The sequence below is a fragment of the Spirillospora sp. NPDC029432 genome (genome assembly GCF_040703975.1).
Taxonomy (GTDB): Bacteria; Actinomycetota; Actinomycetes; order Streptosporangiales; family Streptosporangiaceae; genus Spirillospora.
In genome coordinates this window covers 1-22,074 of sequence record NZ_JBEZWH010000028.1, presented here as the reverse complement: position 1 = coordinate 22,074, position 22,074 = coordinate 1, and the positions used below count along the sequence as shown (strand labels likewise).

Genomic DNA, 22,074 nt, shown 5'->3' with positions numbered 1-22,074 from the left:
GGTGCTGGAGCGGCTGCGGGAGGCGTACGCCCCCGTCGAGGGACGCGTGGCGCCGTTCTACGGCCTCGCCGCCGCGCTCGCGGTCGCCATCCCGCTGCTCACCGGCTCGCTGACCGGGCACGAACCGCAGGCGTCCATCATCGCCCTGGGCGCGTACCTGGTCGCCCTGAGGGCGCCTGAGGGGCCGTACGGCGCCCGCGCCCGCAACCTCGCCAGCGCCGTACTGATCATCACCCTGGGCGCGATGCTCGGCGGCAACCTCAGCGGGCACGACTGGCTCGCGGTCGCGGTCGTCCCGCTGATCGTCGGCCTCGGCAACGCGGTCAACTGGATCGGCCCGACCGCCGGGCTGGCCGTGCTGCTGACCGCCGTCCGGCCGGCCGGCGACGTGGTCCATAACGGCCTCCTGGAACTGGTCGGCGGGCTGTTCGCCTGCGCCCTGCTGCTGGCCCCCTGGCCGGTACGGCGGCTGCGGCCGCTGCGGGGCACCCTGGCCGAGGCCGCCGCGGCCGTCGCCGAGGCCCTGGACGCCGTCGCCGAGGACATCGGCCGGCCCGACGCGAGCGTCCTGGAGGCCGTCGAGCTGGACGATCCCGAACTGGCGGAGGTCACCCGCAAGCCGGACTGGGAGGAGAGCCGCCGGGCCGCCTCGCAGGCGCTCACGGCCGCCCGCGCCACGTACGACTTCTACCGGTCCGGGCGGCAGCGCCGGGAGCCGACCCGGCCCGAGCGGCTGATCGACTCGCTGGCGCGGATCATGCAGGAGACCGTCGCGCTGCGCTCGGCCATCGAGGCCGCCCGGCGCCGCCCGCCCGAGCGCGGCTGGGAGGAGGAGGGCAAGATCGCCGTCGCGGCGCTGGCGGCCCGGGTACGGCTGGTCGCCGGCGCGGTCGCGCGGACCCGCGAGGCGCCGCTGGGCACCGCCGAGTCCGCCGCCATCCGCCGCCTCGGCCGCAAGAGCGAGGAGATCCGGCGGGCCGGGCTGGCCGGTGACGAGGACCTGGTCGCGGTCGCGCTGATCGGCCAGATCCGGCGGTCCGTGGAGCGCATCGCGGGCAGCGTCGACGCCGCCCGCCGGGTCGCGGCCGGCGGCATCCGGATCGGCTTCGGCCCGCCGCGCCTGATTCCCGCCGACGCCACCGGCCCGTCCAGCACGTGGGAGCAGCTCGGGCGCGCCGTCCGCAACCGCACCCCCGGGTTCCGCCGGGTGGGCCGGATCGTCTTCGTCGCCGTACTGGCCATGGCCCTGACCGCGGCGCTGAAACTGCCGCACGGGCACTGGATGGTCCTCACCGCCATGATGAGCCTGCGCGGCACCTACGGGGAGACCATCAACAACGTCGTGCAGCGTGTAGGGGGCACGGCCGTCGGGTCCGCCATCGCCGCGGTCCTGCTGACCCTTACGCCCGACCACACCGCGACCGCCATCGTCATCTTCTTCATCGCGCTGGTGGGGTTCGCACTACGGTCGTTGAACTTCTCCTACTGGGCCCTCTTCGGGACGCCCCTGGCGATGATGCTGCTGGACTTCTCCGTACCGTCCGACTGGACCGACGCGGGAGGGCGCATCGCGCTCACCCTGGCGGGCGGGCTCATGGCGTTCCTCGCCGTACGGCTCCTCTGGCCCGCCGGCCACACCGAGCGCCTCCCCCGCCAGCTCGGCCGCCTCCTCGGCGTCCACGCCAAGCTCATCCGCACGACCGCCGCCGTCGTCGACGGCCGCGAGGAGCGCCTCCCTCTGGAGGAGCTCGCCGACGCGGAACGGGAGGCCGAGTCGATCGCGGAGACCATCACCCAGCTCGGCCACGAACGGCTGCCCGACCTCGAACGGATCGACCGCCTGGGCACCATCGCCGACTCCGCCCACCGCGTCCGCGACCACCTGATCGCGATCGGCCGCATGGTGCGCGAGGAGGAGGTCGACGCCGGCCCGCTGCCCGAGATCCTCGACCGCCTCGCCGACAGCCTGGAGGAGGCCGCCGACGCCATCGACGACCCCGGGCCGCCGGAGGAGGACACCGACGCCCCGTCCCCCGGCGAGCGCCTCGACGAGGAGTTCACCGCCCTCGACACGCACCTGTCCGCCCTCGCCCGGCGCCGCCGCGCGGAGATCAGGCAGGGCGTGGGCGCGGACGAGTTCACGCCGCTGCGGCACGCGCTGCTCCAGGCGTCCAGCACCCGCTACGCGGCCCGTTCCCTGCGCGGCGACACCGAGACCCTCATCGAGAGCTCCCAGAAGGTCCTCGGCGCCTGACGGGCGCCGCCGCGGTCAGCCCTTCGGGGTGCGGAACGTGGTGAGGTCGCCCGTGCCGGGCCAGGCCTCCGCCCAGCCGCCCGGCACGTCGATCACGGCGAGCGCGCAGGTGGGGAACGACTCCGGTGCGCTCCCGGTCAGGTCGTGCACCAGCTGGTGGACGGACGGGTTGTGGCCGACGAGCAGCAGCGTGTCGACCTCGTCCCCGGTCTCCCGGACGAGCGACAGCAGCGCCTCCGGGTCGTTGTCGTAGATCGACGCCTCGTACGCGACCTCGCTGGTGGTGAACGCCAGCCCGTCCAGCGTCTCGCGGGTCCGCACCGCGGTCGAGCACAGCACCAGGTCGGGCGCCAGGGCCGCGCCGCGCAGCCATTCCCCCGCCGCCGCGGCGTCGCGCCGCCCCCGGTCGGTGAGCGGCCGGTCGATGTCGGCCAGGCCCAGCCCGGCGGCGGCCTTGGCATGGCGGAGCACGATGAGGGAAGGCATGCCCGTCACCCTAGCCGGGCCCGCGGCCTCCGGTCAGGGCGCCACCAGCGCGGCGATAGCCCAGAGGACCAGCATGATCCCGAGCATCCCGCCGAGGACAATGGCGAAGCCCTTGGGCCCGGAAATCGTGGACTTCTCGCCCTCACTCACAGTCGTCTCCTACCGTCCCACCGTTCACGACCGCTCCTCGAACGCGGTTCCGGTTACAGCGTACGACCGCCCCCGCGAAGCCCTGACCCACCCCGTGCCCAACCGGCCCCGGGCACGCGAAAGGGGCCGGCGGACGCCGGCCCCTTCCTCACGTACGGCTCAGGCCTTGTTGACCGAGGAGGTCTCCTCCTTGCCCGGAGCGGCCGTCTTCTGGTCGGCGGGCTCGGCGCCCTCCGTACCGGACCCCACGGAACGGGCGGCGTCACCGGCCGCCGCGCCCGTGCCGACCGCCGCGGCCGGCTCGCCGGAGCCCTCGACCGGGGGCTCCGAGGCCCCCGAGCCGATCGGGTCGGCCCGCCGCTTGGAGATCACGATCGCGGCGACGACCACGGCGACCGCGGCCACGGTGATGCCGATCCGCAGCGGCGCGTTGGCCGCGTACGTCACGACGGCGGGCGCGATCAGCAGCGCCACCAGGTTCATCACCTTGATCAGCGGGTTGATCGCCGGGCCCGCGGTGTCCTTGAACGGGTCGCCGACCGTGTCGCCGATCACCGTCGCCTCGTGCGCGGCGCTGCCCTTGCCGCCGAGGTACCCCTCCTCGACGAGCTTCTTGGCGTTGTCCCAGGCGCCGCCGGAATTGGCGAGGAACACCGCCATCAGCACGCCCGCCGCGATCGCGCCGCCGAGGAATGCGCCGAGCGGCGCGTACCCGAGGGCGAACCCGACCGCGATCGGCGTCATGATCGCCAGCAGTCCGGGGGTGGCCAGCTCGCGCTGCGCGTCCCGGGTGCAGATGTCGACGACCCGGTCGTAGTCGGGCGTCTCGCTGTAGTCCATGATCCCGGGCTTGGTGCGGAACTGCTCGCGCACCTCGACGACCACCCGGCCGGCCGCCCGGCCCACCGCCATGATCGCCAGACCGGAGAACAGGAACACCACCGCCGCGCCGATGATCAGCCCGATCAGCACGTTCGGGTGGTCGATCGAGAGGCTGAAGCTCGCGAACCCGCCGAGCGCGTCGCGGGCCTCGTTCGACGCGCTGGACAGCGCCTCCACGACCGTCGTCCGGAACGACCCGAACAGCGCCGTCGCCGCCAGCACCGCGGTCGCGATCGCGATCCCCTTGGTGATCGCCTTGGTGGTGTTGCCGACCGCGTCCAGGCGCTCCAGCACGGCCGCGCCCTCGCCCTGGACGTCGCCGGACATCTCGGCGATGCCCTGCGCGTTGTCGGAGACCGGGCCGAAGGTGTCCATCGACACGATCACGCCGACCGTGGTGAGCAGCCCGGTGCCGGCCATGGCCACCGCGAACAGCGCGACCGTGGTGTTGCCGAACCCGAGCAGGAACGCGCCGTACACCGCGCCGCCGATGACCAGCGCCGTGTAGACCGCGGACTCCAGGCCGAGCGAGATGCCCGACAGGATCACCGTCGCGGGGCCCGTCCGGGCGCTGTCGGTGACCTCCCTGACCGGCTTGCGGTTGGTCTCGGTGAAGTAGCCGGTCAGCAGCTGGATGGCGCTGGCCAGCACGATCCCGATCAGCACCGCGCCGAACGCGACCAGCCGCGGGTCGGCGTCCAGCCCGCGGATCGCCTGGTCGTTCACGCCGCTCAGCTCGGCGAACGACGAGGGCAGGTAGGCGAACGCGGCGATCGCGACCAGCACCGCCGAGATCAGCGCGGAGATGAAGAAGCCCCGGTTGATCGCCGTCATCCCGGACCGGTCGCTGTCGCGCGGCGCCACGGCGAAGATCCCGATCACCGCGGTGATCACGCCGATCATCGGCACGATCAGCGGGAAGACCAGGCCCTCCGTACCGAACGCCGCGGTGCCGAGGATCAGCGCCGCGACCAGCATCACCGCGTACGACTCGAACAGGTCGGCGGCCATCCCGGCGCAGTCGCCGACGTTGTCGCCCACGTTGTCGGCGATGGTGGCGGCGTTGCGCGGGTCGTCCTCGGGGATGCCCTGCTCGACCTTGCCCACCAGGTCGGCGCCGACGTCGGCCGCCTTGGTGAAGATCCCGCCCCCGACTCGCATGAACATGGCCAGCAGCGCGGCGCCGAACCCGAAGCCCTCCAGCACCTTGGGGGCGTCCCCTTTGTAGGCCAGCACGACGACCGCCGCCCCGAACAGCCCGAGGCCGACGGTGAACATGCCGGCGACGCCGCCGGTGCGGAACGCGATCCGCATCGCGCGCCGCTCGCCGCCCTCCTCGCGGGCCGCCGCGGCGACCCGCACGTTGCCGCGCACCGCCAGCCACATGCCGGCGAACCCGGTGACGGCCGAGAACGCCGCCCCGATGACGAAGAAGACCGAGCGCCCGATCCGTTCGCCGGTGGAGTCGGCGGGGAGCAGGAGCAGGACGAGCGGGATCAGGATCACGAAGATCGCGACCGTGCGGAACTGGCGTTTGAGATAAGCGCCGGCGCCCTCCTGGACGGCGCGCGCGATGTTCTGCATCTTCTCGGTGCCTTGGCCTGCGGCGAGTACCTCGCGCACCAGACCGCCCGCGACGGCCAGGGCCAGCAGCGCGATCACTGCGACGACGACGACCAGGGAGAGGTCGCCGCCGCCGAGATCCACTTCTGCGCCGGCCGGGCTTGACAGGGAAAGCCCAGACATCCGTCCTCCTCGACAGGGGCGTTGCGATCTCGATCGCCTTTTAGACGATCTTTACCGCGTACCCAGGCGGGTGGCGCTTTAGACGCCCGCACGGCAACGCGGGTTCGGGGAGTCTACGCAGGCCGGTGCCGAATGAGAAGACTTTCAGCAGCTCAATGAGGACGTCACGGAAAAGCAATCCGCGCTACGCCCGAATTTGCCCCGAAAGCCACCGGGCACTCCATCAGCCCAGGTAGGAGCGATGCACCGGGTCGCCCGCTTTGCGATCATGGTCCATGAGAGAATTCGATCTTGATGCGGAGAGCCTGCCGCGAAGCCCGATATAGCCAGACATAAATTCAAGATCTATTCAGACCGCAATACGGGGCGCGCTCATGATCGCCGGGAAGACGATCCCATAACTCTTCAACACACACGTCACCGGAGTCACACGAACCCCACTGGTCGCCCACGGTAAACACCCGCCACCACCGCCCCCCGGTGAAAAACCAGTTGCCGTCCAGGCAGCGGCCACCCCGTCAGCGGCCCCGGCCGGGTCGCCGGCGACCTCGCCCTCCTGATCGTCGACTGGACCATGACCGGCCCGGCACCGACCTCACCGGCACCGCCGCCGACGTCCTGCGCCGGTCACCGGACGGCGGCCGGCGCTACGTGATCGACACCCCGTTCGGCACCGGCGGCTGACCCCGGACCCCGCGGGAGCGCCCTGAACGCCTCCTGCGCGCGTACAGGCGCGTCCAGAACGTGAAAAAGGACGGAGGCCCCGGGGGTGGGGTCTCCGTCCTGTTCCTGCTCGGGCGCTGCTCAGGCGGGGGCGTCGGCCTCCGCGGGCCAGCTCATCCGGATCTGGACGCCCTTCGGCGTGGACTCGATGTCCACGTCGTCGGCGAGCCCGGCGATGACCGCCAGGCCCAGCTCGGCCGTGCCGGCGTCCCACACGTGCTCGATCTCCTCTTCCGGCGTGCCCACTTCGGGGATCGCGGTCGCGGTGCCGTCCTCGGGGACGGTGTCGCTCACGATGACCTCGAACCGGCGGCCGGCGCCGCTCAACTCCAGCCGCACCGGTTCGTCCGGGCAGTGCCGGCGGTGCGCCTCCACGGCTCTGGAGCACGCCTCGCCGACCGCCAGCCGCACCTCGTCCAGCAGGGCCTCGGCGACGCCGCTGCGGCGCGCCACGGCGGTGACGATCAGCCGGGCCGTGCGGACGTGAACGGGCAGCGCACTGAAAGAGAGCTCAACGGTCGCCATCTTCCGCGGGGCCGCTACTTCGCGCCCTTGCGCTTCTCCTCGGCCTCGGCGATCGAGTCGTGGATGCCGAAGACCTTGGTCAGCCCGGTGATCCGGAAGATCTTGAGGATGCGCTCCTGGGTGCACACCAGCTCCAGGGAGCCGTCGTGCGCCCGCACCCGCTTGAGACCGCCGACCAGGACGCCGAGCCCGGTGGAGTCGAGGAACTCGACCTTCTCCATGTCCACGAGAAGGTGGAACTTCCCCTTGTTGACCAGGTCGATGAGCTTCTCCCGAAGCTTCGGCGCCGTGTAGACGTCGATCTCGCCCTCCACGTTGATGACCGTGAGGCCATCGTCGGTGGTGTAGTCGTTCACCTTCAGGTCCACAGATCCTCCAGCGCCGTACAGCTCACTTCGATCCCGCGACCGCCGGACCCTTGTGTCTGGCCGGCCGGGGCAACGGGACTTCGCCCGTGATTCAACCACGCTCCGGCGCCCGGTACGCAGCTAATCGCCCACTCAGGCGAAAGTTCGAGCCATCCCGTCTGACCTGGTGATCCGCCGGTCATGGCAGGGGGTGCGCAGCCGCCGGCGCCGGGGCGTTCCCTGAGTTTTGCCCAGGCTGGCAAACTGAAAACCTGATGGCCCCTCAAAGATCTTCTTCTCCGCTGGAACGGCTGCTCGCGGACGCCGCGCGCCGCGATCGGATCACCCATGTGGAGAGCGTTCCGGCGCGTCCGGGACGGCGTTCCGGATGGCCTGACTGGGCGCCGCCGCTGCTGGTGGAACGGCTGGTCGCGGCGGGTGTCGAGGCCCCCTGGGAACACCAGGCGACCGCCGCGGAGCACGCCTTCGCCGGCCGGTCTGTGATCATCGCCACAGGCACCGCGTCCGGAAAATCGCTGGCCTACCTGCTGCCCTCCGTCGCCGCCATCTACGACGAGGAGGCCCGCCGCGAGGGAACGGTTCTCTACCTCTCGCCGACCAAGGCCCTCGCCGCCGACCAGCTCCGCGCCCTGCGCGCGCTGCGGCTGACGCGCGTACGGGCGGCGACGTACGACGGCGACACCCCGCGCGACGAGCGCACGTGGGTCCGGCAGCACGCCAACTACGTCCTCACCAACCCGGACATGCTGCACCGCTCGATCCTGCCCGCCCACGCGCGCTGGAACTCGTTCCTCAGGCGGCTGCGGTATGTCGTCATCGACGAGGCGCACGGGTATCGGGGCGTGTTCGGCTCCCATGTCGCGCACGTCCTGCGCCGCCTGCGGCGGGTATGCGCCCGCTACGGCACGGAGCCCACGTTCATCCTCGCTTCGGCCACCACGTCGGAGCCCGCCGCGACCGCCTCCCGCCTCACCGGGCTGGACGTGGTCGCGGTCGACGACGACGCCTCCCCGAGGGGACCGGCCACGTTCGCCCTCTGGGAGCCGCCGCTGACCGACCTCCGCGGCGAACGGGGCGCGCCCGTGCGCCGTACCGCGACGGCGGAGGCTGGCGACCTCCTCGCGGACCTCGTCGTCGAGGGTGTCCAGACGCTCGCCTTCGTACGGTCCCGCCGCGGCGCCGAGTCGGTGGCGCTCGGCGCCAAGCGCGCCCTGCACGACGTCGCGCCGGGCCTCGCCGACCAGGTCGCCGCCTACCGTGCCGGATACCTGCCGGAGGAACGCCGCGCTTTGGAGGAGGCGCTCCGTACCCGCTCGCTCGTCGGCCTCGCCAGCACCAACGCGCTAGAGCTCGGCGTGGACGTCTCCGGGCTGGACGCGGTCGTCGTCTGCGGCTGGCCGGGCACGCGCGCGTCGCTCTGGCAGCAGGCGGGACGCGCGGGCCGTTCGGGGCAGGCGGCCCTCGCCGTGCTGGTCGCCCGGGACGATCCCCTGGACACGTTCCTCGTCCACCACCCGGAGGCCATCTTCGGCACGCCGGTGGAGGCGACCGTCCTGGACCCCGACAACCCCTACGTCCTGGAGCCGCACCTCTGCGCGGCCGCCTCGGAGCTGCCCCTCACCGAGAACGACGCCGAGCTCTTCGGCCCGGCCACCGCGGACCTCCTCCCCGACCTCGTCCGCCGCGGCCTCCTGCGGCGCCGCCCAGCCGGCTGGTACTGGACGCGCCGGGAGCGGGCCACGGACCTCGCCGACATCCGCGGCGCCGGCGGCACCCCCATCCAGGTCGTCGAAGCGTCCACGGGGCGCCTCCTGGGGACGGTCGACGAAGCGTCGGCGCACACGACCGTCCACGAGGGCGCCGTCTACATCCACCAGGGGGAGTCGTACCTCGTCCAGACGCTCGACCTGGACGACTCGGTCGCGCTCGTGGAGGCGGCCGAGCCCGACTACTCCACCACGGCGCGGGACGTCACCGACATCCGGATCGTCGAACGGCTCCGTTCCACCCCCTGGGGCGAGGCGACGCTCGCGTACGGGACGGTCGAGGTGACGCGGCAGGTCGTCGGCTACCAGATGCGCCGCCTCCAAACAGGGGAGATGCTCGGCGAGAAGCCCCTCGATCTGCCGCCGCGCGCCCTCCGCACGCGCGCCGTCTGGTGGACGCTCTCCGCCGAACGCACCGAAGCCCTCGGCGATCTCGACCTGGCCGGTGCCGCGCATGCCGCCGAGCACGCCTCGATCGGCCTGCTGCCGCTCTTCGCCACCTGCGACCGCTGGGACATCGGCGGTGTCTCCACCGCCGTGCACCCCGACACGGGCCTGCTGACCGTCTTCGTCTACGACGGGCACGAAGGAGGCGCCGGATTCGCCGAACGCGGCTACGCCGATGCCGCCGAATGGCTCCGGGCCACCGGCGACGTCATCGCCGCCTGCGAGTGCGAGTCGGGCTGCCCGTCCTGCATCCAGTCGCCCAAGTGCGGCAACGGCAACGACCCGCTGGACAAGCGTGGCGCCCTGACCCTCCTGGCCGAACTACTGCGCGAAGCCCCCGCCGACTAGGGGGCCGTCACATCAGCTAGGGGACGTCAGTTATGAGCCGCCGGGGCGTGCCCACGGGCCTTGGCCAGCTCCCGCTGCAGCTGGCGCTTCTCCATCTCCAGGGTCTGCATGGACTCCTCGTGCTCGTCCCGCAGCTCCCGCAGCTCACGCCTGATGTCCATCGCCCGCCTGAGGCCGAGCGTGGCGACCAGCACCCCGGTCATGAACAGGATGGCCACCACGACACCGGCCATGAAGACCTGCCACTGCTCGGTGACGCCCGGGACGGCCTCCCCGAAGAGGGTGAGCCGCACCGCGCCCGCGTTGCCCGCGACGACACCGGCCCCGGCCACGACCGCGCCGGCGGCGATCAGCAGCCCCAAGAAAATCATGCGGAGGGCCTCCTCCCGGAACTCCGGACGATTCGGCAGATCTTGGTTGGCAAGGGAGCCTAACCCCTTCCCGATCCCCGGCACCAGGGGCGCCGGCCTCACCCGTTCCGGCTACTTGCGGCGGCGCCCGCGGCCGTCCGCGTGCCGGCCCTTGGGGTCGGCGATCCGCACGTCGACACCGTTCCTGGAACGGCCCAGCGTCGCGGGACGGCGCCGCGCGGCCGTGTCACCGGCCTTGCCCGGCGCGGGCTTCTTGGCGCCCGCGGGCCCCGCCGGCCGGACGATCTCGCTGGTCTTGGCGACGGCCTCGGCCCGCGCGATCTGCTCGCGGGCCCGGCGGACCCGGGTACGCCCGCTGCCGCCGCGCGCTGTGCGCGCCGCCTTGCCCTGCACGCTCACCCCGCTCTGCGCCACGCGCAGCTTGCGGGTCCACGTCCCGAGGTGGGCGGCGACGACCAGCAGGATCAGCGCGATGCCGACGCTGCGGCCCCACTGCAGGCTGTCGACGGCCGAGGCGTTCTCCGCCTTCGGGTTCACCTGGTTGGCCACCTGCGGGGCGGGATAGGTGAAGCCGGGCGTCGCCCCGTCCGGCTGGACCGACGGCAGCGTGACGGGCGACCGGTCGTTGAACGGCGTCAGCGGAGCCGTGCCGTTCGGGGGAGGCGAACCCGGCAGCGAGCCCGTCCCGCCGCCCGGCGCCGTGGAACCGCCGCCGACCGAGGCACTGGTCGAGGCGATCCCGGAGGACACCGAACCACCGAGGCCGTCGGGCCGCTTGGCGCGCACCCTGACCGGGACCGTCCCGCTCGCCGACGCCGGAACGCTGAACGTGGCCTTGCAGCTCGTACCCGAGCACAGGGAGCCCGCCGACCCGCTCTTCGACCCCGCCGAGCCGGCGCTCACCGTGTAGCCCGAGATGTCGTCCTCGAGGCCGAGGTTCCAGCTGACCGTGAGCTTGCCGCCGGAGGCCTTCGCCGACACGCCACTCGGCTGCGCCGGCGGGATCTTCACCGTGAAGGTGCTGCGGGCCTCGACGCCGCCGATGCCCTTCTTGATGTAGACCTCGTACTTGCCGTTGCGGCGCAGCGGAATGGTCGCCGACAGGTTGCCCGCGCCGATGTCCCGCTTGGTGAGGAAAGTGTCGCCCGACCCCGGGATGACGGCGCGCATCTCCGTCTTGAAGACCCAGGCCGAGTAGGCCTTGGCCGTCACCGACGAACCGCTCCTGATCACCGAGCCGTTCTTCGGGGCACTGACCGTCGACTCGGCCGCCTGCGCCGGCGTCGCGCCGAGAACCGGGAGTCCCATCGCAAGGGGTGCGGCCAGCAAGATTGCACCGGTCCTGCGAATCCTGGTCACGGCCTCAATCCCTTCATCGAACGCCCTGCCGACGGCTCCTCACTCGTTCGTCCCGCCGTTGGGCGCGAGGGGTGGGGGCCGGTCGCAACCGTCGTGTCGAGTGGTACCTGTGCGCTTACAGAAGCGTAACGTACCACCGGGTAGCAAAAGTCACAGGATGGCGACAAAGAGGGGCACCCTCAGCCGTTTCCCTCTCCGCGACACCTATTGACATCCCGTACAACGAACTTCGAATGGTCAGGGTACGCCCTCAGATCCCACAGGACCAGCCCTGGCCCGAGAAACCACCTCCATCCCTCTGAACCGCGCCGTTACCGAGACCTCGACGACCGCGCCCCGCACCGAACACCGCGAGAGCCGCGCCCCACCCCCTTCCGCGACCTCGGCCGCCACCCGGCAGGCGACCTCCCGCCCCTCCACGGCCCGGCCCGCACCCCCGAGCGCCGCCAGATCGGCCGCCGAATCAGCCCGATGCCGAGCCCCCCGCGCCGCCCCCACCCCCAAGGCCGCCAACCCCACGGCCCAGACAACCCCCATGAAAGCGACCACCCAGACAACCCCCGCCCCCCGATCCCGCCCTCTTCCCACCCCACCCCTCCTCCTGCACACAGCCCCGCCCGACCGCCCCCATCACCATCCAGGCCCTCCCGCCGCATTCGCCCCGGGCTCCGTCGCCGCCCTGGCTTCTGCTCGCACGGTGAGCGGCAGAAGATCGGTACGACCCGGCGGGCCGACCGGGACGCTGACCTCGACCAGCGACATGGCGGCATCACGCCGGACTTCCACCCGGGCACCGGCCGGGAGGGCCCCGGCGACCATGGCCTCCACCGCCGGAAGCGCCTCGCCCCGCGCCGCCGCCCGCGCACCGCTGCGCGCAGCGTCCGTACAGGCGACCTGAACGGACGCCGCGGTCACGCCCCACATGCTGAACGCGGTGACCAGCACGAGCGCCGGCAGCGCGACAGCGATCTCCGCGGTGACCATCCCCTGGTCCCCCTGGTCCCCCTCGTCCTCCTGTCGCCCTCGCCATGACCACCTCACCCGGCCTGCCGCAGGGCGCGCTTGATGAGCGCCACGAGCAGGCCCTGGATCTCCGAGCTCGTGACGATCTTCAAGAGCAGTCCCGCGAACGCCGTCGCCGCGATCACGCCGACCGCGTACTCGGCCGTGGACATACCGACATCGCCCGCGGCCCGCCGCCATCGCCGCACCGCCGTCGTGATGACCCCCATCCGAGGCCCCTTTCCCCCTGGGTCGGACGCCCCCTGCGCCCAAATCAAGGGTCCGACGAGCGCGACTCTCACACCAGAAGAACGCCGTTCTGTGGATAAGAGTGATGCCGGCCGCTCCATGACCCTGACCAGCATGTGTGCGGTCAACCCGCGTCGCGCTTGCCTCGCTGGCCCGTGACTGGCCCGTCGCCCAGGTTTTCGCTGGTCACCGCGTCGCCGTCTGCAAGGGCGGCGTCCACGCGCGCGTTGCCCATCGCTTCGAGCCCTTCGAACCAGTGCGCGTATGTGGTGCGGAGCATGGCCACCGAATGCACACCGATTGAGAAGGGTGCGCGGAATGTCCGCGCCGGATCGCCCAGTACGGGGCACGGCCGCCGGCTGCTCAGCACCCCGACGGAAACCCAACAGCTCAGCCAGCGCCCGGACCCATATCAGCAGGAGACCGGATCACACCTCCGGAAGCTCTAGGAGCACCTCACAGACATGGATAGGGCCGTCCAGCTCGGCCCATCAGCCTCTCCGCCAACCGGGCCCCGGCCCCACAAGCATCATTTCGCCGGCCGCGTCCACTGCCCGCACAGCCGCACGAACACGTTGAGCCCCCAGGAGTCACAGAAGCTCACCTGCGACAGCAGCCCGCGATGAAGCACCCGCTCGTGGAGGTGTCATTCTGTTCTTCGCTGTCGGCGAATCCTGGCAACTCCGACATCGAGGTCCATTGAGTTCGCGGGTGGTGCGCCGTCGGACTCTTCATCGCGGAGCATGTACTCGATCTCGCGCTGCTCCTGCTCCAGGCGTTTCGATCCGTAGAACAAGGCCGTCAGTTCTTCGAGGCCGGCCGCCGACGCCGACTTGTCGGACTTGTGCACACCGCGCGCCCACCGCCAGAGCCGTTCGGCCACGAACACCACGATCAGCAAGATCGCCAACGGCCACGCCAGCATCCCATCCATGATCGATCAACGTGCCCATGCGAGGTTTGGTTGCCTCCGGACACCGAGGGAACGCCTGTCGAGGCACGAAGTGGCGTGGTCTGTGCGCCCATGCCCCGTGCGGCTGGCGCGCCCCACCGACGCCAAGGCGTTGGCCGAACTGCGCTGGGTGTTCAAGCAGGAGGACCACGATGGACGGCCATCGCAAGAGGCCCGGCCCCTGGAGCAGGCCGAATGTTGGATCCGGGACCGGCTCGACAGCGGCCGATGGCTGGCCTGGGTCGCCGAATCAGGCGGCCGTATCTGCGGCCATGTCTTCCTCCAACTGGTCGAGAGAATGCCAGAGCCCTACGCCAGGAACGCCCCGATCGGCTATGTGACGAACTTCTTCGTCACGCCGTCACACCGCGACCGGGGCATCGGAGCCGCACTCCTTGAGGCGATGCAGCGTCATGCAGAGAAAGCCCAGCTCGACACCCTGATTGCCTGGCCATCCGACCGCGCCTGCGGTGGTCGTGTGACGACCGGCCGAGAGAGCGCGGGCAAGCCCGCGAAGCGCGCGCCACACGTACCCGGAACGGGCGCCTGCCCCGCGCATCGCCAGTAAATGAACGGAATCCACAGGGCACTGGTATTACGCTGCCGGTATGAGTCCGTTCGCCGATCACGTGATGATGCCCCGCTCTCGGGGCCGCTGACGCCGCACGGACTGATCGCTGCGAGGCCCTGGTACCTGGTACGGGGCCTCGATCGGTATCGCGATCGGAGCCCCAGAAATCTGGAGGTTCCCAATGACTGCACCGCACACCTACATCACCACCACGATCCCGTACGTCAACGCTCGCCCGCATCTGGGCTTCGCGCTGGAACTCGTCCAGGCCGACGTCCTCGCCCGCCATCGCCGCCAACGGGGCGACCACGTCCGGTTCCAGACCGGTACGGACGACAACTCGCTGAAGAACGTGCTGGCCGCCGAGGCCGCGGGTGTCGATGTCCAGGAATTCGTCGACGAGAACGCCGCCGCCTTCGTCGCGTTGGCCGAACCCTTGTCGCTCTCGGTGGACGACGTCATCCGTACCAGCCGGGACCCTCGGCATCGGGCCGGCGTCGAACGCTTCTGGCAGGCCTGCGCCAAGGCGGGCGACCTTTACCGCAAGCACTACGAAGGCCTGTACTGCGTCGGCTGCGAGCAGTTCTACACGCCAGCGGAACTGATCGATGACCGGTGCGCCGAACACGGCACCCGGCCGCAGCGGGTCGCTGAGGAGAACTGGTTCTTCCGCCTGTCCCGCTACGCCGATCGCCTCCACGACCTGATCGCCACCGGCACGCTGCGCATAGAACCCGCCGAACGCCGCAACGAAGTGCTCGCCTTCATAGCCGGCGGCCTGGAGGACTTCTCCATCTCCCGGTCCACCGCCAGGGCGCGCGGCTGGGGCATCGCCGTACCCGGCGATCCCGGACAGGTGATCTACGTATGGTGGGACGCACTGGGCAATTACCTCACCGCACTCGGCCATGGCACCGGAAGCGCAGACAAGCGGCGTTGGTGGGACGGCGCCGAACGCCGCGTTCATTTGCTCGGCAAGGGAGTGCTGCGCTTCCATGCCGTCTACTGGCCGGCCATGCTGCTGTCGGCCGGGCAACCGCTGCCGACCGACATCCTGGTGCACGACTACCTCACCGCCGACGGCCGCAAGATCAGCAAATCGGGCGGTGCCACCGTCGATCCGGCCGCGCTCGTCGAGCGGTACGGCACCGACGCGGTCCGCTGGTGGCTGCTGCGCGAAGTGCCACGGGTCGGGGACGCCGACTTCACCGCCGACCGGCTCGTCCATCGCTCCGATGACGAACTCGCCAACGGCGTCGGCAACCTCGTCAACCGGGTCGTCTCCATGCTCCACCGCTACCGCGACGGTCAGGTTCCCGCGGGTGACGACGGACCGGCCCCCGAAGCCCAGGAGCTGGACGCAACAATCCACCGGGCACCGGATTTCGTCGACGCCGCGCTGGCTGACTTCGACTTCCGCCGCGCCACCGCGGCGGTGTGGGCGATCGCCGACCAGGCCAACCGCTACATCAGCCACGTCCGCCCCTGGGAGCTGGCCAAAGCCGAACGCACCGGTGACGATCAAGCCGCCCGACGGCTCGATGCCGTGCTGGCGACGCTCGTCCGCTCATGCCGAGCGGTCGCCGAGCACCTGCAGCCCTTCCTGCCGGACGCCGCGTACCGCATCAACCAACAGTGCACACCCCTTGAGGGACGACTCCCCAGCCCCGCGCCGGTCTTCCGAAGACTGGCCGCCGCACCCGCATCAACATCACCGTCATAGCCCGCGAACCCTCGCGCGCAGTCCACCGCAGGCAGCCCTCTTCCTGTCGCCGCCTCGCTCAGATCGACCGCAACCTCGGCGGCCCGCGCGCGCCGCCGTCACGAATGAGGCCCGATCACCTGGAGAAAAAGATGTCCCGCTCCGATCCGAAGCAGGTGGTCGCACATGCTCGGTGGAACGAAGAACGGCGGTCCGCCGTGTCCCCGAACATGCGTCTCGCCGTGCGATGCCCAAGCGGTGACCGTGGACGCTGGGAGCAGCGATACGTTTACATCCTGCCGCCGGTCCAGCCTCAAGAAGCCTTCGGGCGCTCACTCCTACCGGGGAGCGGGATCCGCAGCGTTCTTCAGCAATCCCGGACGCGCCCACCGCCCTAGCGGAGCAGGCTGTAACGATGTCCAGGCGATGCCAGTACTGGGAGTTCCGATGACGGTCATCCTCGCGATCGACGACCTGCGCGCCTTCCCCCGGGCGAGCCGGATCGCCCGTACCAGCCAGGAGGGCGTCCAACTGCTCGAAGAGCACCGTGCCTGTGAGATCGACGAGCTGTGGCTCGACCACGATCTGGGCGGCGAGGACAGCATCATGCCGGTCGTGATCCTGCTGGAACGGGCGGCCTTCGACGGCCACCCGTTCACGATCGGCACGGTCTACGTGCACAGCGCGAATCCGATCGGCGCGGAGACGGTCGTCCGGGCGCTCAAGCGTTGGAATTATCGAGTCCGGCAGGTGACGGCACCAGCGTCCACGAACTCCTGAGAAGCACTTCCCACCGTTCCGCCAAGCGATCCCGCCGCTCCGCCATTGTTGCCGCAGCACCTCCCCCCTGGCTTGGATCTCGACCAGCGGATCCGTCCGCGCCACTCGCCCCCGGCCACTCGAACTCCAGGCGCCCACATCCCCATATCGCCGAATCTCGTACATCACCACGGCAGGAGAATCGTGGTGGCGATCGAGGCGATCGCCGGGACGACTCCGAGGAGAACGAACGCGGGCAGGAAGCACGCGCCGAGCGGAGCGAGCGACATGATGCCCGCGGTTCGGGCGCGCGCGGCGGCGGCCGTGCGGGCCGTGCGCCGCTGGTCCCGCGCGAGCCGTTCGAGAGGCCCCGCAGGCGCGGCGCCGCTCTGTCCGGCTCGTATCGCAGTACGTGCCAAGGGCGCTAACGCGGGCTCTTCAGCAAGGGCCAGCCAGGCCGCTTCAGGGTCCGCTCCGAGCCTTATCTGCGCGGCCGTTCCATGCAGATCCTCACCGAGCGGACCGCCGACCGCACCGGCCACGGCCTCCACGGCTTCGCTCCATGGCGTACCGCCGCGCAGGCACGCGGCAAGCAGGTCCACCGCGATAGGCAGGTCGGCGATGAGGCGCGCGCGGCGCCGCCTGTCTTCCTGACGAGCGACCCGTCCGAACGAACGGTGGACCGCCACCCCTGCCAGGATCCCGAGCCCGGCACCGAGAACCCCGCCGATCACCGCCACGCAGACGAGACCTGCCATTGCGGTCGCGACCGACCGCAAGAATTTCTCGCGGCCTTGCCGCTCAGCCACATGCTGCTTCGAGGCCGAGTCCGGCACGCCTGGAGAATGCGCCGATCGTGGGTGCGATTCACCAGCAGATCCATTGCTCCACCGACGTTGCGGCCTGCTCTGCGAACGACCTTGCTCATCCTGGCCGAGAAGGGGGACGCGGCGCCGGCCCCATGGCTCTTGGAAAAGTGGCGTCACACGTCCCGACGGGGAGTGGCCTCCGCCCCCAGCCCGCTGCCGAACAAGCCACCTCCGAGACTTGCGCGAGAAGCGATCTCCAGCCCATCGACCACCGCCGAAAAACCCTCTGCTCACCCCAGGAAGATCGTTTCCTGTCCTCGCAACGGAAGCATCCCGGACGGCGAGCTGACGCCTGAGCCTCCGCGCCGCAGGCGAGGCCGAACGAGGCAACGAAAATACCCGCGCACCGAAACGAACCACGGCCGCCAAAACCAGCATGATCCCCCCTCCCGAACCGACACGTGCCCGCGCTTTCCTCCCCCGCCTTCACCTCCGCGACCGACACCACGAGGGCGGCGGAGGCAGGGGCGGAAATTCGTCTGACTCAGGAGCTGTCCTCATCGAAGCTCCGCCGCACTTTCGGCCAGGCGGCTGGTCCACCAGAGGCCGAGGGCGTTGAGGGTGACTCCTCCGAGCAGGCATCCGATTCCGGGGAGAGTGGCGAAGAGAAACCTCAGCGGGTCCGCTCCTAACGCGGCCGCCATACTCAGACCCAGGACCGGCAGACCTGCGAGCAGCCGCGCCGTCGCGCGGGGTCCGGCGAGCTGCGTCGCGATCTCTTGGCGTTGCGCCTCCTCGTCCCGCAGTGCGGCGGCGAGGCCGTCCAGAACCGTGGCGAGAGAGCCGCCCCGCTCGGCGCCGATCCGCCAGCAGGCGGCGAGGAGACGGAGTCCTTCCGCCCCCGGCCGCGAGGCCAGTTCCTCCAGTCGCTCGACTGGTGAACCGTGCGCCTCCAGTACCCGCGGGGGCAGCGTTCCTGCCACTCGTCCCGCATGCTCGATCAGCGGGCTTCGTATCCCCGCGCTCACCTCCGCGGGGCGCTGCCGTCGAGTGAAGCCGGATGGCGGCGGCACACCAGCCGGAACCAGCTCCAGCAATTCCACGGCGATGCGCTGATCGAGCAACGCCGCGGTTATGGCGAACGCCTCGTCCGGCGTACGGCCTGCGGCAAGTTCTGACGCCATGCCGTCGCATAACTCGATGACCCCGTCCCGCCATCGCTGCGCCGACTTATTGCGCTCGCCCACAGCATCCGTCCGCGCGCGTACGTGCCGAACAAGTTGCGCTAGGAGGCGCCGCCCCCATCTGCTCTTCGGGTGCTCTGGTACGAGCAGCCGCCTCAGGCGACGCTCCGCCGCCTTCGGCTTGGCCAGCCGCCAGAGCAGGACAGCCGCGCAAGCCGCTGCAAACCCGATGAGGGCCACCATGCCGGTCCTCCTTTCGTCAACAGCACCGTTCGTGAACTGCGCCGCTTCCACAACCGAGCCGTACGGTCGACAAGAACGCTCCCCTCCAGCGGTAGTCGCGCCCGTCGCCGACTCGGGCGGCATCTTTGTGAGTCAGCCCCGGTCGGCGCGAAAGTGTTCGAGCTGTGGCGAACAGCCGGGTACAGGCAGCGGTCGTGGTGAGGCGAGCGGCCAGGCGCTGCCAAGGGTCGGCCTTCACCTCGTCGTAGGCATCGCCGACGCCGGTGGCGGGCAGTTCGGTGGGCGGGTTGGGCTCGTGGAACGGCTGTCGAACAGCTAGAGCTCATGGAACGACTCCCAGCTCATGGAACGGCTCGTTGAAGGGCCCACGGAACGTCTCGTTGAACAGCGCCGCTCGCTGCGTCCGAGCCCGGACTCCGCCCACCACACGTGCAACGTCGTGCCCACACGCTCGTGCCCACACGCTCGTGTCCGCGCGTTCGTGTCGCGCGTTCGTGTCCGCGCGTTCGTGTCCGCGCGTTTCGGTTCCCGCTCTTGGGCGGCTCATGGGGACCGGCCCTTGAGACGGCTCGGGAACGGCTCGTGGGACAGCTTGCGGTACGGCTCGTGGGACGGCTCGGGAACAGCTCGTGGACGGCTTAGGGGCAGCTGAGGGAACAGCTCGTGGTTGGGAGCGGCAGAGAGCTGCTGCGGTTGGCGCCGGGGGCGTGGGTCAGGGAGGGGTCCACTGGGGGAGGCGGGTGGCTAGGAGGGCGGCGCCGGGAGCGGTTGTCGGGGTGCCGGTCGGGGTGAAGGAGATGGCGGGGGTCGCGGTGACGTAGCCGTCGGGGGCGCGGGTCAGTAGGCGGATCTCGGAGATGCGGCGGGGGCCGCCGTTGGGGGCGCGGGTCATGTGGATCACCAGGTCCAGGGCCGCCGCGGCCTGGCTGTGGACGGCTTCGCGGGACAGGCCCGCGGCGCAGCCCAGGGCCTCCAGGCGGGCGGGGACGTCGGCGGCCGTATTCGCGTGCAAGGTGCCGCAGCCTCCTTCGTGGCCGGTGTTCAGGGCGTTTAGGAGACTCGCCACCTCCGAACCGCGGACCTCCCCTACGACCAGGCGGTCGGGGCGCATTCGGAGGGCCTGGCGGACGAGGTCGTGGAGGGTCACGCCGCCGGCCTGCTCCACGTTGGGCGGGCGGGCCTCCAGGCGGACGACGTGGGGGTGGTCGGGGCTCAGTTCGGCGGAGTCCTCGACCAGGACGAGGCGTTCGCCGGGGTCGGCCATGGACAGGAGCGTGCTGAGGAGGGTGGTCTTGCCCGTGCCGGTGCCGCCGGTCACCAGGAAGGCGGCCCGGGCGGTCACGACGGCCGACAGGAGGCCGGCGCCGGCGGGCGGGACGGTGCCCGCCGCGACGAGCTCGTCGAGGGTGAACGCGCGACGGCGGGGGAGGCGCAGGGACAGGCACGTGCCGTTCGGGGCGATCGGCGGCAGTACGGCGTGGAGCCGGATGCCGCCGGGCAGGCGGGCGTCGGCGTACGGGGAGGCGTCGTCGAGGCGGCGGCCCGCGGCGGCGGTGAGGCGCTGGGCGAGGCGGCGGAGCGCGGCCTCGTCCGGGAACCTCGTCGCGGTACGGGTCAGGCCGGCGCCGGTGTCCACCCAGACCTCCGTGGGGCCGTTGACGAGGACGTCGGTGACGTCCGGGGAGCGCAGCAAGGGCTCCAAGGGGCCCGCTCCCACGAACTCGGCGCGTAATTCGTCCGCCAGGGCCAGTACCTCGCGATCGCCCAGGAGGCGCTCCTCGGCGCGCAGGGCGGCCGCGACACGGCCGGGGGTGGGCTCGGCCGCGGTGGTGGCCAGGCGGCCGCGTACGGCGGCGGAGAGGCTCGGCGGGATGGTCGTCATGCGGCCTGCTCCAGGGGGCGGCCGAAGTCGAGGGAGGCCAGGAGGCGGGAGCAGAAGTCGCCGGTGGAGCTGCGGCGCAGGGAGCCCGCGAGGTCGCCCGTCTCCAGTGCCGCGGCCAGCTTCCGGTCCCTGTCGAACGCTCCGGCCAGGGGGAGGTCGAGCGCTTGGGCCATGAGGTCCGGGGTCACTCCGTTGGAGGAGGGGCCGCGCGCGACGAGGCGCAGGTCGCGGACGTCGTCGCGGAGGGTGCTCAGCAGGTCGTCGGCGGCCATCGTCGCGCGCACCTCGGCGGGCGCCAGGAGGAGGGTGACGTCCGCCGCGCGGAGGGCGCGCCGCCCGATCTCCCCTTGGTGGCGCGGGACATCGGCGATCACGAGGTCGAAGCCGCGGACGGCGGCGTCGAGGAGGGCGCCGGTCGCGTCGCCGGTGACCTCGGTGGGGCCGCCGCGGTGCCAGGAGAGGACGGAGAGGTCGCCCAGGCGCGGCAGCGCCTCGTAGAGGTTGGCGGCGCTGAGGCGGCCCTGGCGGGTGGCGAAGTGCGGCCAGCGCGCTCCCTGCTGCTCCTCCAGGCCGAGTACGAGGTCGATGCCTCCGCCCAGCGGGTCGCCGTCGATCAGCAGCGTGCGCAGGCCGTCGCGGGCGGCGGTGAGGCCGAGGGCGGCGGACAGCACGCTGGCGCCGGCGCCGCCGGTGGCGCCCAGGACGGAGATCAGGGTGCCCCAGCCCTCGGCCGGCTCGGCGGCGGCCGCCAGCGCGTCGATGAGCCAGGTCTCGTCGCCGGGCAGCCGGGCGACGTCCTGCGCGCCGATCTCCACGGCCCGGCGGTACGGGTCGGCGGTGTCGCCGGCCGCGGCCACCAGGGCGACGCCCGGGCGCCGGTCGGGGGTGCGGGCGGCGATCTCGCCGGCGAGGTCGCCGCCGACCAGGATGAGCGACGGCCAGTGCCAGTTCTGCCGCGCGTGCTCGGCCTCGTGGACGAGTTCTATCTCGACGTCCGCGGCGGCCGCCAGCCGCAGCAGGTCGTCGGTGATCGAAGGGTCTCCGGTCGCGATCATGGCCGCGATGGTCATGGGGCCTCCCGCCGTTCTGGGAGCTCCACCATGCGGCGGCCGCGATCGGGGGCGGTAGGGGCTGCCGGGATTGTGGATAACTTCGCGCGGCGGGCGGCCGCGGCTCAGCCGGGCCCGCGGGCCGGAGAGTGGTCGTCCCAGGACTCCGGCGGCGACAGGCACGTGTCGCAGTTGCCGCAGGGCATGGCGGGCTGGCCGAAGTAGTCGAGCAGGCGGACGCGGCGGC

The 22,074-nt window shown here is 71.4% G+C and carries 21 protein-coding genes; 5 read left to right on the top strand and 16 right to left on the bottom strand.

Annotated features, from left to right (window positions below):
• Position 1 precedes the first annotated feature (1 nt).
• Complete coding sequence (locus AB0881_RS22270) at positions 2–2,254, top strand: FUSC family protein (protein WP_366619401.1); 2,253 nt, start codon at positions 2–4, stop codon at positions 2,252–2,254.
• Positions 2,255–2,269: 15 nt separating this feature from the next.
• On the opposite strand, the gene AB0881_RS22265 is transcribed toward AB0881_RS22270, so the two are convergent.
• The 4 genes from AB0881_RS22265 to AB0881_RS22250 form a co-directional block, all read right to left on the bottom strand.
• A complete protein-coding gene (locus AB0881_RS22265; protein WP_366619399.1) occupies positions 2,270–2,740 on the bottom strand; it encodes a histidine phosphatase family protein in 471 nt (156 codons plus the stop codon).
• A 309-nt stretch (positions 2,741–3,049) separates the two neighbouring features.
• Positions 3,050–5,518, bottom strand: a complete 2,469-nt coding sequence (locus AB0881_RS22260) for a sodium-translocating pyrophosphatase (RefSeq protein WP_366619397.1) — start codon at positions 5,516–5,518, stop codon at positions 3,050–3,052.
• Between the two features lie 804 nt (positions 5,519–6,322).
• A complete protein-coding gene (locus AB0881_RS22255) occupies positions 6,323–6,766 on the bottom strand; it encodes an ATP-binding protein (protein ID WP_366619395.1) in 444 nt (147 codons plus the stop codon).
• Positions 6,767–6,780: 14 nt separating this feature from the next.
• Entirely contained in the window at positions 6,781–7,134 is a 354-nt protein-coding gene (locus AB0881_RS22250; protein ID WP_021597910.1) for an STAS domain-containing protein, read from the bottom strand.
• Between the two features lie 254 nt (positions 7,135–7,388).
• Between AB0881_RS22250 and AB0881_RS22245 the strand changes: the two genes are divergently transcribed.
• Complete coding sequence (locus AB0881_RS22245) at positions 7,389–9,695, top strand: DEAD/DEAH box helicase (RefSeq protein WP_366619393.1); 2,307 nt, start codon at positions 7,389–7,391, stop codon at positions 9,693–9,695.
• Between the two features lie 26 nt (positions 9,696–9,721).
• On the opposite strand, the gene AB0881_RS22240 is transcribed toward AB0881_RS22245, so the two are convergent.
• The 7 genes from AB0881_RS22240 to AB0881_RS22210 all read right to left on the bottom strand — a co-directional run bounded on the left by AB0881_RS22240 (position 9,722) and on the right by AB0881_RS22210 (position 13,601).
• The gene (locus AB0881_RS22240; protein WP_366619391.1) at positions 9,722–10,066 is read right to left on the bottom strand and encodes a hypothetical protein; all 345 of its coding nucleotides are present in this window, start codon (positions 10,064–10,066) and stop codon (positions 9,722–9,724) included.
• A 111-nt stretch (positions 10,067–10,177) separates the two neighbouring features.
• The gene (locus AB0881_RS22235; RefSeq protein WP_366619390.1) at positions 10,178–11,374 is read right to left on the bottom strand and encodes a hypothetical protein; all 1,197 of its coding nucleotides are present in this window, start codon (positions 11,372–11,374) and stop codon (positions 10,178–10,180) included.
• Between the two features lie 288 nt (positions 11,375–11,662).
• The gene (locus tag AB0881_RS22230; protein ID WP_366619524.1) at positions 11,663–11,962 is read right to left on the bottom strand and encodes an Rv3654c family TadE-like protein; all 300 of its coding nucleotides are present in this window, start codon (positions 11,960–11,962) and stop codon (positions 11,663–11,665) included.
• A gap of 93 nt (positions 11,963–12,055) precedes the next feature.
• On the bottom strand, positions 12,056–12,409 hold the full coding sequence (locus AB0881_RS22225) for a TadE family type IV pilus minor pilin (protein WP_366619388.1): 354 nt from the start codon (positions 12,407–12,409) through the stop codon (positions 12,056–12,058).
• A 53-nt stretch (positions 12,410–12,462) separates the two neighbouring features.
• Positions 12,463–12,657, bottom strand: coding sequence for a DUF4244 domain-containing protein (locus AB0881_RS22220; RefSeq protein ID WP_366619386.1), 195 nt, complete (start codon positions 12,655–12,657; stop codon positions 12,463–12,465).
• A 143-nt stretch (positions 12,658–12,800) separates the two neighbouring features.
• Entirely contained in the window at positions 12,801–12,956 is a 156-nt protein-coding gene (locus AB0881_RS22215; protein WP_366619385.1) for a hypothetical protein, read from the bottom strand.
• A gap of 366 nt (positions 12,957–13,322) precedes the next feature.
• Positions 13,323–13,601, bottom strand: coding sequence for a DUF6191 domain-containing protein (locus AB0881_RS22210; protein WP_366619383.1), 279 nt, complete (start codon positions 13,599–13,601; stop codon positions 13,323–13,325).
• Positions 13,602–13,707: 106 nt separating this feature from the next.
• Between AB0881_RS22210 and AB0881_RS22205 the strand changes: the two genes are divergently transcribed.
• The 3 genes from AB0881_RS22205 to AB0881_RS22195 all read left to right on the top strand — a co-directional run bounded on the left by AB0881_RS22205 (position 13,708) and on the right by AB0881_RS22195 (position 16,681).
• Positions 13,708–14,196: a GNAT family N-acetyltransferase gene (locus AB0881_RS22205; RefSeq protein ID WP_366619381.1), complete on the top strand. Its 489-nt coding sequence runs from the start codon at positions 13,708–13,710 to the stop codon at positions 14,194–14,196.
• Positions 14,197–14,380: 184 nt separating this feature from the next.
• Positions 14,381–15,922 (top strand): methionine--tRNA ligase, encoded by a 1,542-nt coding sequence (locus AB0881_RS22200; protein ID WP_366619379.1) that lies wholly within the window; start codon positions 14,381–14,383, stop codon positions 15,920–15,922.
• A gap of 426 nt (positions 15,923–16,348) precedes the next feature.
• Complete coding sequence (locus tag AB0881_RS22195; RefSeq protein ID WP_366619377.1) at positions 16,349–16,681, top strand: cyclic-phosphate processing receiver domain-containing protein; 333 nt, start codon at positions 16,349–16,351, stop codon at positions 16,679–16,681.
• 164 nt (positions 16,682–16,845) lie between these two features.
• Here AB0881_RS22195 and AB0881_RS22190 read toward each other — a convergent pair whose 3' ends face one another.
• From AB0881_RS22190 to AB0881_RS22170, 5 genes are all read right to left on the bottom strand, one after another.
• The gene (locus AB0881_RS22190) at positions 16,846–17,496 is read right to left on the bottom strand and encodes a type II secretion system F family protein (protein ID WP_366619375.1); all 651 of its coding nucleotides are present in this window, start codon (positions 17,494–17,496) and stop codon (positions 16,846–16,848) included.
• Positions 17,497–18,026: 530 nt separating this feature from the next.
• A complete protein-coding gene (locus tag AB0881_RS22185) occupies positions 18,027–18,896 on the bottom strand; it encodes a type II secretion system F family protein (protein WP_366619373.1) in 870 nt (289 codons plus the stop codon).
• A gap of 712 nt (positions 18,897–19,608) precedes the next feature.
• Complete coding sequence (locus AB0881_RS22180) at positions 19,609–20,778, bottom strand: TadA family conjugal transfer-associated ATPase (protein ID WP_366619371.1); 1,170 nt, start codon at positions 20,776–20,778, stop codon at positions 19,609–19,611.
• On the bottom strand, positions 20,775–21,848 hold the full coding sequence (gene ssd / locus AB0881_RS22175; RefSeq protein WP_366619370.1) for a septum site-determining protein Ssd: 1,074 nt from the start codon (positions 21,846–21,848) through the stop codon (positions 20,775–20,777). The genes AB0881_RS22180 and ssd overlap by 4 nt, the downstream gene beginning before the upstream one ends.
• Positions 21,849–21,952: 104 nt before the next feature.
• Positions 21,953–22,074 (bottom strand): RecQ family zinc-binding domain-containing protein (locus tag AB0881_RS22170; protein ID WP_366619522.1); only part of this gene is annotated, 122 nt, incomplete at its 5' end.